The sequence below is a fragment of the Peribacillus aracenensis genome (assembly GCF_025175645.1).
Classification (GTDB): domain Bacteria; phylum Bacillota; class Bacilli; order Bacillales; family DSM-1321; genus Peribacillus; species Peribacillus aracenensis.
The window spans coordinates 1-16,328 of the sequence record NZ_JANZMJ010000008.1 but is presented as its reverse complement, the minus strand read 5'-3'; the positions used below and the strand labels follow the sequence as shown (position 1 = coordinate 16,328).

Genomic DNA, 16,328 nt, shown 5'->3' with positions numbered 1-16,328 from the left:
ATAGAGGATGTCATAAAGAAGTGAAAAAAGATTTGTGCGTAGAGAACAACTCCAAGCATGGAATTTGGACAAAAACATATGAAGGGGGAAATGTTCATGAAAAGGTCTGTGGCTGTTTTAGGTGGAGGTAATGGAGGACATACATTAGCGGCTGATTTAAGTTTGGCTGGACATGAAGTTCGACTATTTGAAATGGAGAAATTCAGTCATGCCATGAAGCATGTATTTGCAACGAAACAGATTGAATGCCTTGGTGAGATATTAAAGGGAACAGCAGAAATAGCGATGGTCACGAGTGACATCGACCAAGCATTAAAAGGGGCAGAGATCATCCTTGTTGCAGTACCGGCTTTTGCACATAAAGACTATGCGGATTTATTGGCTGATAAAGTGAATTCAAATCAATTGGTTGTTCTCCTGCCAGGAACGCTTGGATCTTTGGAGTTTGTGAGGATCTGGAACGAATTAGGGGTGAATCGAGATGTTGTGCTGGCTGAATCGGATACCCTTCCGTATGCAACAAGACTTGAGGGACCAGGTAAAGTAAGGGTAAATGTGAAAATCAATGTGCAAATAGGGGTGTTTCCTTCGATTCGTACTGAATGGGCAACGGCTTTACTTGCTGATATTTTATCCATCACACCTGTCAGCAATGTGCTTGAGGCCGGTTTGAGCAGTATGAACCCAATCGATCATCCGCCTGGAACGATATTGAATGCTGGTCGAATTGAGCGTTCAAACGGGGAATTCTATATATACGAAGAAGGGATGACTCCATCCGTCATTCGGGTGATGGAGCAGTTAGATCAAGAGAGATTGGAAATTGGGAAGGGGTTTGGTTTGGAACTGATGACAATCGCTGAACTTCTCCATACATCAGGGTATGGTCCAAAGGGAACAACTTGGGAAGTGCTAAATGGAAGCCGCAGTTTGACACCGATTAAAGGACCGACTTCTTTACAATCACGTTATTTATCCGAAGACATTCCTTTCGGTTTGCGAACATACGCTTCAATTGCCGACCATATTGGATTGGGAACACCAGTGATGGATTCCATGATCACCTTGGGGGAAATTCTTGTTGGCGGCACTCCGCAAAGTGGAAGGACCATTGAAACTCTTGGTCTTAGCAAACTATCGAAAGAGGAAATCATGGATTTCGTTCATACTGGGACGCATAAAGTTTCCGTATAAGGTGAGTCCAGTAAAACCGTCATTACCCTTTAGAAAAATAATAGGCGAAACATATATAAGGAGAGAGGAAAACGGCAGACCTAGTCGCGTTTCTTCTCTCCTTGGCTTATTGAATCTCCCAAACTCAAAAACCGGGGACCTCTTTAAGATCTCTGCTTTATAAGCTGTAAATCGATGTATAGTTGCATTCTTGAATGAAAGTCATCAAAATCGATTGAGGTAAGATCGGTTATTTGATTCAATCTATATTTCAATGTGTTGGTATGAATGTATAGCTGTTCGGCTGTCGGTTTGATCCGGCAATTGTTAAACAGATATATTTCCAGTGTTTGAAGGAGTTTGGTTTGGCTTTCCTGGTCCTTCTTTTGAAGAATCTCTAGATCCGTATTGATATAATTCGTTTTAGTATGATGGTTGGAGATCATTTCGAGGTAACGGAAAATCCCAAGCTTGCTATATTGGAAGGGAAGCTGTTCAGGTTCACCGATGAACTTGGCAGCGTTGATCACTTCCAGGGCTTCGAGATAGGATTTTCTTAATTGAAGAATGGAAGAGTACTCATTTCCGATACCCGGAAATACCTTTTTGTCATTGAATTGGGAAAGAACGGTGTTCGTTAAATCATTGGCGCTATCGGTAAGCAGATCTTTCCCTTTTCCATTGCTTCCAATCAAGACGATGATCTTCAGTTGGTTTGTGAATACATGTGTAAAATGATTCAATGCATTGGCGAATAGGCTGACTGTATCCGATAATTCATCGAAATGTTCCGCATCGGATTGAGCGATGGTAAAGACATTGACAAGGAAATTTTCCGGAATGAGAAGACTCATATTGGCGGCTTCCCATTTTATTTGATTTTCCGTTTGATAGACTTCATCAATGACCTTTTGATAAAACTCATTTTTTTCTTCATCTTTTTTTATGTTTATCTGTTTTTTCTGATAAAGGAGCTTGCCGATATGATGGGAAACTTCATGTAAAAATTCCAAATCGGAATCAGTCATCATTTCCGTTTCTTGGACCCAAATGAATCCGAAGACCTGTCCTTTGTGAACGGCGCTCACAACGACTCTTTGATTTAATCCGATTTCCTCGATTTGTTTCACCCTGAATGGATGCTCCACGGTTTTAAGCTGTTCGACAATGCCCTCATCCATGAATTTTTCCAGAATTGGAATCGGCCAATGCTTTGTGAAGATGGTTTGCCGATTGGCTTGGTCGAAGTGTTCGATATAATATGAACTATATGCCAGCAATAAAAATTGGTCATTTTCGATGACGACTGGTTTTTTTAAATAAGTGCTGACCATATCCGTTATATCGTTGATGTTTGTGAGAGTCAGAATTTTTTCTAATGACATATATGGCCCCCTGTAGTTTTTTGAAGTGTATGACAACTTAGTATAATAATACTTTTAAAGTTATGATGTGTATAGGGGCAAGAACAAAGAAGGAACGGTATATGAAGAAATACCGTTCCTTTTAGGGGGATTTATTATTGTTTTAATGTTCTTTCGAATTCTTCGAATTGATTTTCTACTTCTTTAGATGGTTTCGCTGTTAGAAGGCTGACCAGGATGATGGCAATCAAGCTTGCGCCAAAACCAGGAATCATTTCATAAAGCGTATCGGATAATCCGGCCATGGACCAGAAAATTACAGTAGCGGCACCTACGATCATCCCTGCTAAAGCTCCCCATTTTGTCATCCGTTTCCAGAAGAGACTTAGTAAGACCAACGGCCCGAATGAAGAACCGAATCCAGCCCACGCGTACCCGACAAGTCCAAGAATCGTGTCATTCTGCTCCCAAGATAGGATCAGCGCGATGATCGAAATGATCAGTACGGAAAGCCTGCCGAGGAAAACAAGTTCTTTATCTGAAGCGGTACGACGGAAGAAGGTTTTGTAGATATCCTCCGTTAAAGAGCTGGCAGTAACCAACAGCTGCGAAGAAATTGTGCTCATGATGGCCGCCAGTATTGCGGAAATCAAGAAACCAGTGATAATCGGGTGGAATAGTATTTCCCCTAACTCTATGAAAATCGTTTCAGGGTCAGCTAATTTGAGACCGTTCTGGTGATAATAAGTGATTCCGATGAATCCAGTCAGCATCGCACCGATACTGGAGAAAATCATCCAGCCCATCCCGATATTGCGGGCTTTCTTGATTTCCTTAACAGAGCTGATCGCCATAAAGCGGACAATGATATGCGGCTGTCCGAAGTAACCCAATCCCCAGGCAAACAATGAGATGATGCCTAAAAAGCTCGTCCCTGTGAAAATATTCAATAGAGCTGGATCAATGGAACGTGGCGTGTCGATTGAAGGACCGAAACCGCCCACATGGATAAGCGTGACGATCGGTACAAGGATCAAGGCAACGAACATGATGATTCCTTGAACAAAGTCTGTCCAGCTTACTGCGAGGAATCCGCCGAATAAAGTATAGGCGACGACGACACCTGTCAAAATCCATAGACCTGAGTGGTAATCAAGGCCAAATGTACTTTGGAATAAGACTCCGCCGGATACCATACCGGACGAAACGTAAAAGGTGAAGAATATCAGGATGACCAATGCCGAAATGAGCCTTAAGATCCTTGAGCCCTCGCCAAAACGATTTTCCAGGAAAGCGGGGATCGTTATGGAGTTATTGGCGATTTCCGTATAGGTTCTCAATCTTGGCGCAACATATAGCCAGTTCGCATAGGCTCCTAACGTGAGACCGATTACAATCCAGATGGAACTTAGTCCTGTTGCGAACATGGCACCAGGCATCCCCATTAAAAGCCAACCGCTCATATCCGAGGCACCGGCACTTAATGCAGTGACAGCAGGACCAAGGCCCCGGTCGCCCAGCATATAATCATTTAAATTGGAAGTTCTTTTATAAGCGAAGTAACCGATGAAAAGCATGCCAGCCATGTAAATGCTGATCGAAATTATTAATGCGTAATCCATAAAAGACTCCCTTCAGGTTGAAATAAGTAATTTTTTGTTTTAAAAGAGGAAGCAACCTAGTTGTCACTTCCTCCATCTAACCTCATTTTGGTTTCCGTATCCATAATGGGAGATACATAGCCATAGTGTGTTTCAAAGCATCTTCAAATTGCTTAATCGAATATTATCAAAATGTTTCGGATGTTGTTTTGGCTTGCATATGAAGCTGCAAGTAGTCCGGTCCGCCTGCCTTGGAATCGGTGCCTGACATGTTGAACCCGCCGAATGGCTGGTAACCTACGATTGCACCAGTGCAGCCGCGGTTGAAATACAAGTTCCCTACATGGAATTCTTCGCGTGCTTTTTCCATGTTAAGGCGATTTGTCGTAATGACAGCCCCGGTCAAACCATATTCAGTGTTATTGGCAATCTCAAGAGCTTCGTTAAAGTCCTTCGCTTTTGTGAAGGCAACGACTGGTCCGAAGATTTCTTCTTGCATCAAGCGGGCTTGCGGATCGACATCAGAAACGATTGTCGGCTGAACGAAGTAGCCTTTAGAGCTATCTCCTTCCCCTCCTGTCAGAATGCGTCCTTCTTGGTTCCCGATTTCAATATAGCTCATGATTTTGTCAAAAGCAGCTTGATCGATAACTGGTCCCATGAAATGATTTTCTACAGGATTACCAACTGTTAGTTGTTTTGTTAATTCAACAGCGCGATCCAATACTTGATCGTATACGTCTTCTACGATGACAGCACGGGAGCATGCAGAACATTTTTGTCCCGAGAAGCCAAATGCAGATTTCACGATCGATTGAGCGGCCAATTCAAGATCTGCCTCTTTGTCGACGACGATTGTATCTTTTCCGCCCATTTCAGCAATGACACGCTTCAGCCAAATTTGGCCTTCGTTCACTTCAGAAGCACGTTTGTAAATGCGCAGACCTACATCACGTGAACCTGTGAAGGAAATGAAACGTGTTTTAGGATGATCAACCAGGTAGTCGCCCACCTCGGCTCCGCTTCCCGGCACGAAATTCAATACACCTGCTGGAAGACCGGCTTCAAGCATCACTTCAACGAATTTCGCAGCAACGATAGGAGTAGTAGAAGCTGGTTTCAATAGAATTGTGTTACCAGTTACGATAGCGGCAACAGCTGTACCTGCCATGATCGCAAATGGGAAGTTCCAAGGAGAAATGATGATGCCTACCCCTAATGGAATGTAATCATAGCGGTTGAATTCGCCCGGACGGCTTTGAACTGGCACACCATCTTTAAGCGTCAGCATTTGGCGTGCATAGAATTCAAGGAAATCGATCGCTTCCGCTGTATCCGCATCAGCCTCATTCCAAGGTTTTCCCGCTTCTTTCGTCAATAACGCAGAGAACTCATGCTTGCGTCTGCGAATGATGGCAGCTGCTTTGAACAAAACGTCAGCACGGATTTCCGGCTTCACTTTTTTCCAGCTTTCAAAAGCGGTAACAGCTTCCTGCATGGCTTTTTCAGCAAGATCCCTATTCGCTTTCGATACTCGGCCAATGACCTCTTGCTTATCTGCAGGGTTATATGAAACGATTTTCTCATCAGTCGTCACTTTCTCTGCCCCGATATAAAGAGGGTAGTCTTGCCCTAAGTAGCCTTCAACAGTTTGAAGTGCTTCCTGATATGCTTTTTTGTTTTCCTCGTTTGTAAAATCAACAAATGGTTCGTGTTTATATGAAATCATTGATAATCACACCTTTTAATAGATTTTTTGTAGCCATTAGTAATGTTGAATGTATATTTAGCTTCTGACCATCCCTTTGAAGGCAAAGGCAATATTGGATGGCCGTTCTGCAAGCCTTCTCATGAAGTATCCATACCAATCCAGACCATATGGTACATAGACGCGCATTTTGTAACCTTGCTTGACCAATTCGTATTGAGTTTTATTTCTCATGCCATAAAGCATTTGAAATTCGAATTGTGTATTCGGGATGTCGAACTTCTTAGCCAGCTCTTTTGTATATTCGATGATTTTGTCATCATGTGAGGCAATGGCCGTATAATTTCCGTTAAGAAGACTTTGCTTAATCAACTTTTTATAGTTTTCGTCTACATCATTCTTTTCGGGAAAAGCTACCTCGGCAGATTCCTTGTAGGCACCCTTTACGAGACGCAGGAATGGCTTATATTGGCCAAGGTCCTCCAAATCTTTCTCTGTGCGGAATAAATATGCTTGTAGAACAGTACTTATGCAGCTGTATTTTTCTTTGAACTGTCTAAAGATATCGATAGTTGCCTGACAGCGAACTTCATCTTCCATATCGATCGTGACCATGACTTTATGTTTTTCGGCTGTATCAAGAATTTTCGTCATATTCTCGATCACGAGTTTATGATCGATATCAAGTCCCAAAGAAGTCATCTTCAGAGAAACCTGTGAATCAAGTTTTTCCCTGCTGATCATTTCGATGGTTTCGATGCATTCCGCCGTCCGTTCTTGAGTCACTTCCTTAGAATCAACGAATTCCCCAAGGTGGTCTACTGTAACAGACAAGCCGCTATTGTTAAGTTGTTTAATGAATTTAATGGAACTTTGGAAATCAGTTCCCCCAATGATCTTTCCAGCAGCGAAATTTCCTCCGCTTTTTTTAGCAATATTATTAAGCAGATTATTTTTAGATAAAAACAAGAAAAAGTCCCTTGTAATGGCTTCCATATAAAGCGCACCCCCTAAGAAGATGTATTTCAATAAATTAAGCTTACGGTTTTTCGACAATATTCTCAATGTTCTAAAAAAACAATAATTCTGTCATTTGTTTGTCGGTTTTGGACAAATGAAAAGGTTTACATTGTTTCTTGTATGTTCGGATGAAACGAAGGTTTATATTTTAACTTAAAGAGAAACGCTAGAGGTAGAGCCTTTATTAGTAAGCAATGATGTGAATGACATCAATAAAAACGTTAAAAAAGTGTCATCTCGACCATAATCATCCAATGCGTTATAATGAACCTTATTTAACAGAATGGGCAAGGCCCAAGAAAAAAGGATAAATGACAAAAGTAAAATAGATGTAAAACCGTAATTAAGTCGCATCGGCAAGCCGGGGAGGTTAAGGAATGATGGATGCTGTACTTGAAGAACTTAGAGAAACATCAGGATTGATAATAGGATTAATCTTGGCCCTGGTAATAATGGGTCTGATCGGCTATGCCCTTACGAATGTACATGAATCGATTGTGTCACCTGTGGTTCAGTTCATAAAGAAAATGGTTAGTCGAAAATAGCTTAATAGGAATATATAACCTTTTGTCCCTTTTAGACAATCCCTGCAGGGTTTTTCTAAAAGGGACAAAAGAACCGCAAGATATATACATATCATCGAAAAACCCCCGCTCCTAATGGAAGTGGGGGTTTATTTTTTAGATTCAGAACCCAGCCTTGGGCGAGTCATTTTGTCCTGGGGGAGGTCAAATACGAAACAAGGTCATGGAGAACGAATTATCGTACCGTGGCCTACTGGCAATCCAGTTGTTGCTGGATAAGCAAGGGTGTTCAAAGGTCAAACCTTCGAACTTGTATGATCATGGGTATATGTAAGGTTAATTGCTTGAAGGCAATTGAAAATAACGGAACGCAGGCAATATTGGAAGGGACTTCAAAGTGGGAAGGTTCGCTTGGGAAGTTAAGGACATGCAGCTGCCGGATGACTTTATTCCAGCGAAAGGAAAGCATGGTTTATGGGGCATGAACAAGGATTGAACAAATAGATTTAGCCCCGGCCATTACGCTAGGGCCATTTTTGTTTACAAATCAAAGTAGTCATCTGCCTTTGCGCCAGAATCTATGCTTCGAACCGCCTTCATGATTTTCTTTAAAACCCCGGCTGACGGTACATACTTAGGATCGCTGCAAACTCTGCTTATCGTATTACGCGAGATTCCTGACGCACTGACAAACTCCTCTTGTGTATATCCGTGCTTATCGATTAATTTACCGACCTTGCTCCGCAGCTTGCTCTTTCCGAATCTAAACATTTGATAACCTCCTAGAATCATTTACTAGCAGTCTAGTCCAACTTTCACAAAAATATACACATAGTTTCGTAAAAATTAGTCATGCAACGGTTGGTCGGAACAAACCAGTTTTGACAGATTGTATGATGAAGCTCCAAGTTCTTTGAATTTATTTCCATTTCAATTATAATAGTATGTGTAAGCTAACAGACTGGATATGGTAAGTGAATGGTTAATTCATATGTTACTTAGGAGGGAATCATGGGAAGATTAGTTCATTTCGAAATTCATGTGAATGACATGGAACGGGCAAAGAAGTTTTATGGAGAGGTATTTGGATGGTCATTTCAAGATTGGAGTGAGTATGCAGGCATGCCTTACTTTGGAGCGGTAACTGGCGATGAGAAAGAACTTGGGATCAATGGTGCTTTGATGCAGCGTCAAAGTGCTCCGCCGGAAACAAACCAAGCATTAAACGGATTTGCTTGTACAATGGGCGTGGAAGATTACGATTTAACGGAAGCTAAAATCATTGAGAATGGCGGTAACGTCGCAATGCCCAAATATGCCCTGCCTGGTATGGCTTGGCAAGGCTACTATATGGATACCGAAGGCAATATATTCGGAATTCATCAACCTGATGTAAACGCAAAATAGAGTGGATAAAAAGGTGAATTAAAACATGAAATCACAAGACACGGCAGCCATGCTTGAAATTGTACGCAATATCTGCCTTGCACTACCTGAAGCTGTTGAACATATTGACGGCTTCGGCCACAATACTTTTAAAATCAATGGAAAATCCTTCGTGATTTCAGGTGAAAGCGAGAAAGGATTCAGCTTGTCGTTCAAGTCAGATCGAGAAACTCAAGAATTATTGCTGCAGAACGAGAATTTTTTCAAAACCCGATATATAGGACATCACGGTTGGGTTTCTATTCAAAATCCGGATAAGGAAGACTGGGATGAATTGACCTATCTAATTAAAGAAGCCTATTTACGTGCGGCACCGAAGCGTTTGGTTAAGAAATGGAATGAGTTGTATAAAAAGTGAAGAAGGGCGGACGATCTGCCTTTCTTTATTTTTTTAGGTTCTTTCATCATTCCATTGGAGCGGCCAAGAGATTTCTGTGTAAAAGAGACTCCGGAACTTGCAAAAGATAATGAGGCATTGTTGTCTCTTGATGACTATCAGTGTGTATCATGAAATAAGCAGCTATCTCCAAAAATTGAGAGAAATCAATCAGGTTTGATTGACGGAAAGGTGTATGGTTGAAGTGAATGTTGAATCTTTTTTTCCTGAGAACATTAAAGCGGCACTTAAGAATGATCCGCCCGGTGCATGGATGCCAGATTTGCCAGAAGATTGCATTCGCCTGAGTTCAGGCTATCCTGATCCTGCTCTCGTTCCTGCTGAAGAGCTCAAGGTAGCTGTAGCCAGACTTCTTGATGAGGAGCAGGATTTGCCGCTCCATTATATCGGAAGTCCAAGAATTGCAAGACTAAAGCATCAAATCCAAAAAAGATTGGGAGAGCGTGGAATTTCCATTTTGGAAGATCAGCTTTTGATTACATCAGGAGCTTGCCAGGGGATTGATCTTATTGCCCGCGTCCTTCTTGATGATAAAGCGGCCGTAGCGGTAGAGTCTCCCACCTATATGGAGGCTTTAGAGATTTTTCAAAACTATACGAAGCAGATTATTAGTATACCTATAGATGAACAGGGACTCCAAACGTACCGATTAAAAGAAATGCTGGATGAAAGGAAACGTACAGGCCTAACCCTCCCACGTTTTCTATATACAATCCCAACCTTTCAAAATCCTACAGGGACGACTATGACAATGGAGCGCCGGAAGCATTTAGTGGAGCTTTCCATCGAGTTTGATTTCCTCATTATAGAAGATGATGCATACGGAGAACTATCCTTTGATAAAAATCCGGTGCCAATAAAAGCTATGGATAAATACGGGCGAGTCCTCCAAGTTGGGTCTTTATCCAAGGTTGTTGCACCAGGAATGCGGATTGGATGGATAGCAGGGGAAAGTGAATTCATTAAGGCTTTAGAGTGGTTTAAAAAAGATTTGGACCATCCATTTGCTCAAAGTGCAATGGCTGTATACTTAGAAAACACCGATTTCGAGAAACGGCTCGACTTTCTAAAAGATGTGTATCGTTCTAAATGTACTGCGTTAATCCGTGCGATGAAACAATTTCTTCCAGAATCCGTTTCCTGGTATGTACCAGATGGCGGTTACTTTGTATGGATGAGAGTTCCAGGTGTTGATACGTCGGATCTATTATCACAGGCACTTGCTGAGGGTGTTTCATATGTTCCAGGGAAATACTTTTTCTTGGATCAAAACGCTGGAACCGAGTTTCTCCGGCTCTCGTTCAGTTATGCCAATGAGGAAGAAATAATAGAGGGAATACGAAGGCTAGGACAGCTTATCGCCTCTTTTTTCATAGATTGTCCTGAAGGATTGTAAGTTAGTTAATCATTGCAGTGATAAGGAGACGTAAAAAAATGATTAGACTTACAAAAAACCTCAAAAGAAAGTATATACAGATTTAATCAACTTTGCTTTTGATACATGTGATAGATTTCATCTGGTGATTAGAAAAGACATGGGTCCTTTTAGATATGTTTAAGGATTTTTTGAAACAATTAGACAGTTCCCTTATAGAAGTAAAAGAAGAATCCGAATGGTCCAGTAATATTCTTGCTGATGGTGAAAAAGCGTTTGTTTACTATTATCATACAGATTCCTCTGCTAAAGCCATTATATTGGATGCGACAAACTCCTTATATGACTGGGTATACCCTCAATTACCAGAGGATCTATCATTTTTCAAAAACGGAAAAGAATGGTTGGCAACGAATAGCCATGAACAGGAATGCTATATTCTGACCGAAGATAAAAATGAAATTGATGAAGTTATGAATATTAAAGGAATAAAAGCAAGTTTAGAAGAATAGAGCGTTAATCCATCATTCAATAAAATGACTTTTATAAAGCAGTCTATCTTGGAATAAATCCCATCATAGATTGCTTTATTCTATATAATAAGGGGTTCCGAAAATTGAACGCCACTTCCCTTTACTCTAAAATTTTTGAAAAAATGGTCAGCTAACTAATCATTCAAGAGTCAAAAATAAATCGTGAACAGGAAGAAAGGAATAATAGAATCGGAGATTCTGCTTTAAAAGAACTCATCAAAAAAGAAGGTAAAAAACCCACCAACATCTCATGTGTTGTCAATTACACTCCACACATGTTGAAGTCGTGACGGATTTGGAATGGAAGCTGTCTAATTAAAAAATGCCCTTGCTAGTTTAAATAAACATTTGCCAGTTCTACCCTGATTTCGTTGAAAAGTACTTTTGCGATTTCGGGGTCTTTTTACTGTTAAACCCTTGTCATTCCAGTTTTCTTCCGATTGTATTTTCAGTTTTTTTGGCAAATCTTTATTTTAACTCGAACAGTGGAATGCTGGTTGATGGGTTGGGTTTCAGTAGGAGATATTTTGTAAAAAGAGTGTGAAGTTAAAATAAACCCGATTTCGGGAAAAAAACATATCCGATCAGTTTGATAAAAAGTGATTAAGCATGGTATAAGTGTAAAAGAAGCAGGGACATTTTGCTTTTTAATTTTGGGATAAGGGGTTGGCCTGGTATCCCATAATGAGAGGATTTGGATTTGAACATGATAGATAATTTTTGGCGTGAATTACCACGGCCTTTTTTTATACTGGCACCAATGGAAGATGTGACGGATGTTGTTTTTCGCCATGTAGTGAGTGAAGCAGCCAGACCTGATGTGTTTTTTACAGAGTTTACAAACACGGAGAGTTATTGTCACCCAGAGGGGAAACAAAGTGTGCGTGGACGTTTGACTTTTACAGAGGATGAACAACCAATTGTAGCCCACATATGGGGGGATAAGCCTGAACACTTTCGGCAAATGAGTATTGGTATGGCGAAACTAGGTTATCGGGGTGTGGATATCAATATGGGCTGTCCTGTACCTAATGTGACCCAGAATGGGAAGGGAAGCGGCCTTATCCGTCGTCCAGAAGTTGCAGCCGATTTAATACAAGCAGCAAAAGCAGGAGGATTGCCGGTAAGTGTAAAGACAAGGCTTGGTTTCACGGATGTAGACGAGTGGCACGACTGGCTGACACACATATTGAAACAAGATATTGTCAATCTATCCATTCATCTGCGTACAAGAAAGGAAATGAGCAAAGTAGATGCTCATTGGGAACTAATCCCGGAGATCAAGAAACTTCGTGACCAGGTGGCACCAGATACACTCTTGACGATCAATGGGGATATCCCTGACCGTCAAACTGGCTTAAAGCTCGCTCATCAATACGGCATTGATGGAGTTATGATTGGGCGCGGTATTTTCAATAATCCATTTGCCTTTGAAAAGCAGCCGAAAGATCATAGTAGTAAGGAATTGCTTGATCTATTAAGGCTGCATCTGGATCTCCATGATAAATACTCAAAATTAGGACTACGTCCGTTCAAGGCTCTTCATCGCTTTTTTAAGATATATGTCCGCGGGTTTCGCGGGGCAAGTGAATTAAGAAATCAATTAATGAGCACAGAGTCAACAGATGAAGTGCGTGCATTGCTTGATAACTTTGAGTCAAAGAATCTTGATGGAATGGGATAATAGTAGAAGTGTTCCCATTCAGGTGAAAGCGAAGTAGGACGTTACTTTATATGTTTGTTAATACATGTAAAAAACAAACCTAAATGGCTTCTTTCATGAAATATTGCTAAAGGAATCAGATGATACTGGTTCCTTTATTTTTTTGTGAAATCCACCAAACCCTCCATGCGTTGTCAATTATAGTCAACTCGTGTGGAGATCGTTAGAAATTCACTTGAACATGCGATCGATTTTGAACTGGTTTCTGCTCCTGGCATGAACTACGGGAATGCGACAAGGTGAAATACCCGGACTACGCGAAAGATGCTGACTTAGAGAAAGGGGGAATAACTATTAGACAAACGTTAAGTCACGACGGAAGGACAATAATAAATGGGGCTAAAACCAAGTCGGGTTTACGAACCATTAATTTATCTGAGAAGGATGCTTTAAGGGTGAATTAACCGTTTCAAAAGAGAAACCTAGATTAGGGGATGTTTACCATGATCACTTATTTAGTGGCTTGCACTCAGCATGGAACTCCTAATGATCCAGCCAATGTGAGCAGAACTTTAAATGAATGAATTTAATTAGACGATGTACTTAAAATCCGTGTTGTTCAAGGGGATATATGTGAACGTCATCTCAGAACGATTGAGACACAGTAATCAAAGGGGAGGATTAGATAAAAAGAAAAAAACCCTTGCTACGCAAGGGTTTTCGGATATGGAGCATAGCGGGATCGAACCGCTGACCTCTACGCTGCCAGCGTAGCGCTCTCCCAGCTGAGCTAATGCCCCGAATTGAGGTACAATAATTATTTTATCGGATTTTGGTGAAAAGTCAATATTAAATATGAGATTTTTGAAAAAAGATAAATAGCCATTAATTTAAGAGGATGCCCAATTGGGGGGAATGGTCTAACTTAGCGGACTCGTTGAGGCTCGATCTCTTAATATTGAGGGAAATTCAAAGGGGTTCGGAATATTTACTTCCGAACCCCTTTTATCTTTATCCTGTATTTTCGATCTCAACCCTTTTAATCTCCTTAAGATTGGAGACGGTGTAATACACTTCCGATGTCCTGATTTTATGATCGACCAGGACTTTAAGTGTCAAAAGGTGGTTGTCATTTGCCACATCTTTGATTCTAAGGTTTTTGATGAATATTTTTTCGTCTTTGATTTTTTTCAGTACGATGGCAATGTCATCTTTATTTTGTACGACCAGCTGCAGAAGAATTTCTTTTTGCCGTAACTTCATCGGTCCGAGCCAGGTGACGATTGCGGGCACCAATTCGACACTAATGATCAATAGGATGACGCCGGCTATTGCTTCGAGAAAGAATCCTGCTCCAACGGCGATTCCGATTCCCGCCGCTCCCCAGATGATGGCGGCTGTCGTTAATCCGGATATGCTGTTGTTGTCCCTCCGGAGAATGACGCCTGCACCGATAAAGCCGACCCCGGAAACAATCTGAGCCGCCAGACGCAAGGGGTCCATTGTGATATTTACGTCGTCGCTCCCCGGGAACTTATAAGCGGATTCCATGGAAACGATCGTTAATAAACAGCTGACGATTGAAATGACCAGGCTTGTTTTTAATCCAACGGGTTTTCGTTTCATTTCTCGCTCTAGTCCGATAATTAGTCCAAGGAGAGCTGAAATCCCCAATTTAATAAGGATTTGCAGTTCCGATTGAGGGTCGAATGTCCATTCCATTTTGTTTCACCACTTCCGAATTATTATCGAATAATAAGATCATCTGTTGCCATATACCCGTTTTCTAAAAAAGACTACCCTAATAATTTTAACATAGTAGAATAGAGTTCAATGAAACGTAATTCCGTTGAAAGGAGGAATTTAAGTAAATGCCAAAATTGAATCCTTATGTAGCGTTAGCGATCGGTGTGGCATCCGTATCGTTTTCGGCCATCCTTGTTAAATTGGCGACAGCTCCATCGGGTGTTATCGCCTTTTACCGTTTATTATTTACTGTGCTTCTTATGTTGCCGGTTTTCTTGGTGAAATACCGTCATGAACTTAAATTCATTAAAAAAAAGGATTGGCTGTATTCGATTGCGGCAGGAGTGTTTTTGGCTTTTCATTTTATATTATGGTTTGAATCGCTTAATTACACATCGGTCGCGAGTTCAACTGTGCTGGTCACACTCCAGCCTTTATTCGCTTTTGCCGGAGCCTACCTGTTTTTTAAAGAAAGGTTTTCGATGAAGGCGATATTGAGCGGCGTCATTGCGATAGCAGGCAGCCTTGTCATTAGCTGGGGTGATTTGAGAATCAGCGGCATGGCGCTTTGGGGAGATATTCTTTCGCTTATCGCATGTGCGCTGGTAACCGGTTATTTACTGTTTGGTCAAAATGTTCGAAAACGCATCTCTTCTATAACATATACTTTTGTCGTGTATGCAATCAGCGCTGTCGCATTGTTTTTCTATGTGATCTTCAAAGGAGAGGCATTGGCGCCTTATCCTGCTTCCGATTGGATCAATTTCGTCCTGCTTGCGATTTTCCCGACTCTATTAGGGCATTCTTTATTCAATTGGTCACTAAAGTGGTTAAGCACTTCGACGCTTTCAATGGGAATTTTACTTGAGCCGGTGGGAGCGACAATTCTGGCTTATTTCATATTGGATGAACCGATACTCTGGACGCAGGTCCTTGGAGGTACCATCATATTGGGTGGTTTGATGATGTTCTTAAAGGATGAAAAGAAAAGCAAGGTAAATAAAGAAGCGCAAGTTTCCGTATAAAAGCAGTAAGTCTCCCGACTTACTGCTTTTATTTAATAGGGGTGAAACAAATAGGTGATCCGTGTGAAAATCAATCCAAAAGTAAAGCTGAATAAAAACGTCGTACCATTCACTTTGCCTTTTTCCCTGCTGAACTTGATGGCTTCATAAAAAGCGGTACTGAATAAATAAAGGGCCATACAGTAAGAAATGAGTAATCCGATTAATGAGAGATTCATTGCTTCACCTCATGGAAAAAAGATATCTATATATGTCTATTTGTGTTTCTTTTGAAATATGCTTCGTTTATTCATAATACATGAGCTTGGTCCGGAAACAGGGTGGGTGTGATGAAGATGTATAGAATATATAGAAGGGAACAGGTGAAAATGTTTTTTTTGAAAAAGTTTTAAAAAACGTATTGCAAACACTTTTAGGACATGGTATATTATTTCTTGTCGCTAAGACAACAACTTAAACAACTAACAAGTTGGAAAAACATTTTTAAAAAAAGTTGTTGACGAAACGTGACGGAATGTGTTACATTATAGAGGTCGCTTCTGAAAGAAACGACAACGAAAATTGCTCTTTGAAAACTGAACAAAACAAAGCGCCAACGTTAAATTTTAAGTGAGCACACACTATCAAAAAAAGCAAATGAGCAAGTCAAACATTTCTTCGGAGAGTTTGATCCTGGCTCAGGACGAACGCTGGCGGCGTGCCTAATACATGCAAGTCGAGCGAATCGACGGGAGCTTGCTCCCTGAGATTAGC

The 16,328-nt window shown here is 41.0% G+C and carries 15 protein-coding genes, 1 tRNA gene and 1 rRNA gene; 9 read left to right on the top strand and 8 right to left on the bottom strand.

Going from position 1 to position 16,328, the window contains the following annotated elements:
- The first annotated feature begins 96 nt into the window (after positions 1-96).
- A complete protein-coding gene (locus tag N0M92_RS10265; RefSeq protein ID WP_260285613.1) occupies positions 97-1,194 on the top strand; it encodes an NAD/NADP-dependent octopine/nopaline dehydrogenase family protein in 1,098 nt (365 codons plus the stop codon).
- A 143-nt stretch (positions 1,195-1,337) separates the two neighbouring features.
- Here N0M92_RS10265 and N0M92_RS10260 read toward each other — a convergent pair whose 3' ends face one another.
- The 4 genes from N0M92_RS10260 to N0M92_RS10245 form a co-directional block, all read right to left on the bottom strand.
- Positions 1,338-2,558: a PucR family transcriptional regulator gene (locus N0M92_RS10260; RefSeq protein ID WP_260285612.1), complete on the bottom strand. Its 1,221-nt coding sequence runs from the start codon at positions 2,556-2,558 to the stop codon at positions 1,338-1,340.
- A 134-nt stretch (positions 2,559-2,692) separates the two neighbouring features.
- Positions 2,693-4,159, bottom strand: a complete 1,467-nt coding sequence (gene putP, locus N0M92_RS10255) for a sodium/proline symporter PutP (RefSeq protein WP_260285611.1) — start codon at positions 4,157-4,159, stop codon at positions 2,693-2,695.
- Positions 4,160-4,325: 166 nt separating this feature from the next.
- Positions 4,326-5,867 carry an L-glutamate gamma-semialdehyde dehydrogenase gene (gene pruA, locus N0M92_RS10250; RefSeq protein ID WP_260285610.1) on the bottom strand — a complete coding sequence of 514 codons (1,542 nt, stop codon included), beginning with the start codon at positions 5,865-5,867 and terminating at the stop codon, positions 4,326-4,328.
- Between the two features lie 57 nt (positions 5,868-5,924).
- The gene (locus N0M92_RS10245; RefSeq protein WP_095394596.1) at positions 5,925-6,842 is read right to left on the bottom strand and encodes a proline dehydrogenase family protein; all 918 of its coding nucleotides are present in this window, start codon (positions 6,840-6,842) and stop codon (positions 5,925-5,927) included.
- Positions 6,843-7,243: 401 nt separating this feature from the next.
- Between N0M92_RS10245 and N0M92_RS10240 the strand changes: the two genes are divergently transcribed.
- Positions 7,244-7,411 (top strand): hypothetical protein, encoded by a 168-nt coding sequence (locus N0M92_RS10240; RefSeq protein WP_179891108.1) that lies wholly within the window; start codon positions 7,244-7,246, stop codon positions 7,409-7,411.
- A 519-nt stretch (positions 7,412-7,930) separates the two neighbouring features.
- On the opposite strand, the gene N0M92_RS10235 is transcribed toward N0M92_RS10240, so the two are convergent.
- The gene (locus N0M92_RS10235) at positions 7,931-8,161 is read right to left on the bottom strand and encodes a helix-turn-helix transcriptional regulator (protein WP_260285609.1); all 231 of its coding nucleotides are present in this window, start codon (positions 8,159-8,161) and stop codon (positions 7,931-7,933) included.
- A 240-nt stretch (positions 8,162-8,401) separates the two neighbouring features.
- Here N0M92_RS10235 and N0M92_RS10230 point away from each other — a divergent pair, with 240 nt between their 5' ends.
- The 5 genes from N0M92_RS10230 to N0M92_RS10210 all read left to right on the top strand — a co-directional run bounded on the left by N0M92_RS10230 (position 8,402) and on the right by N0M92_RS10210 (position 12,825).
- Positions 8,402-8,797 (top strand): VOC family protein, encoded by a 396-nt coding sequence (locus tag N0M92_RS10230; RefSeq protein ID WP_260285608.1) that lies wholly within the window; start codon positions 8,402-8,404, stop codon positions 8,795-8,797.
- A 25-nt stretch (positions 8,798-8,822) separates the two neighbouring features.
- Entirely contained in the window at positions 8,823-9,194 is a 372-nt protein-coding gene (locus tag N0M92_RS10225; protein ID WP_260285607.1) for an MmcQ/YjbR family DNA-binding protein, read from the top strand.
- A gap of 223 nt (positions 9,195-9,417) precedes the next feature.
- Positions 9,418-10,629 (top strand): aminotransferase-like domain-containing protein, encoded by a 1,212-nt coding sequence (locus N0M92_RS10220; RefSeq protein WP_260285606.1) that lies wholly within the window; start codon positions 9,418-9,420, stop codon positions 10,627-10,629.
- Positions 10,630-10,784: 155 nt separating this feature from the next.
- The gene (locus tag N0M92_RS10215) at positions 10,785-11,120 is read left to right on the top strand and encodes a stage III sporulation protein AH (RefSeq protein ID WP_260285605.1); all 336 of its coding nucleotides are present in this window, start codon (positions 10,785-10,787) and stop codon (positions 11,118-11,120) included.
- A gap of 727 nt (positions 11,121-11,847) precedes the next feature.
- Entirely contained in the window at positions 11,848-12,825 is a 978-nt protein-coding gene (locus N0M92_RS10210; protein ID WP_260285752.1) for a tRNA dihydrouridine synthase, read from the top strand.
- 706 nt (positions 12,826-13,531) lie between these two features.
- Here N0M92_RS10210 and N0M92_RS10205 read toward each other — a convergent pair.
- Positions 13,532-13,604: transfer RNA gene (locus N0M92_RS10205), tRNA-Ala, on the bottom strand.
- 211 nt (positions 13,605-13,815) lie between these two features.
- Positions 13,816-14,526, bottom strand: a complete 711-nt coding sequence (locus N0M92_RS10200; RefSeq protein ID WP_260285604.1) for an MgtC/SapB family protein — start codon at positions 14,524-14,526, stop codon at positions 13,816-13,818.
- Between the two features lie 149 nt (positions 14,527-14,675).
- Between N0M92_RS10200 and N0M92_RS10195 the strand changes: the two genes are divergently transcribed.
- Positions 14,676-15,575, top strand: coding sequence for a DMT family transporter (locus N0M92_RS10195; protein WP_260285603.1), 900 nt, complete (start codon positions 14,676-14,678; stop codon positions 15,573-15,575).
- 32 nt (positions 15,576-15,607) lie between these two features.
- Here N0M92_RS10195 and N0M92_RS10190 read toward each other — a convergent pair whose 3' ends face one another.
- Complete coding sequence (locus N0M92_RS10190; RefSeq protein WP_192206835.1) at positions 15,608-15,793, bottom strand: hypothetical protein; 186 nt, start codon at positions 15,791-15,793, stop codon at positions 15,608-15,610.
- 436 nt (positions 15,794-16,229) lie between these two features.
- Between N0M92_RS10190 and N0M92_RS10185 the strand changes: the two genes are divergently transcribed.
- Positions 16,230-16,328 (top strand): 16S ribosomal RNA (locus N0M92_RS10185); the annotation flags it as partial.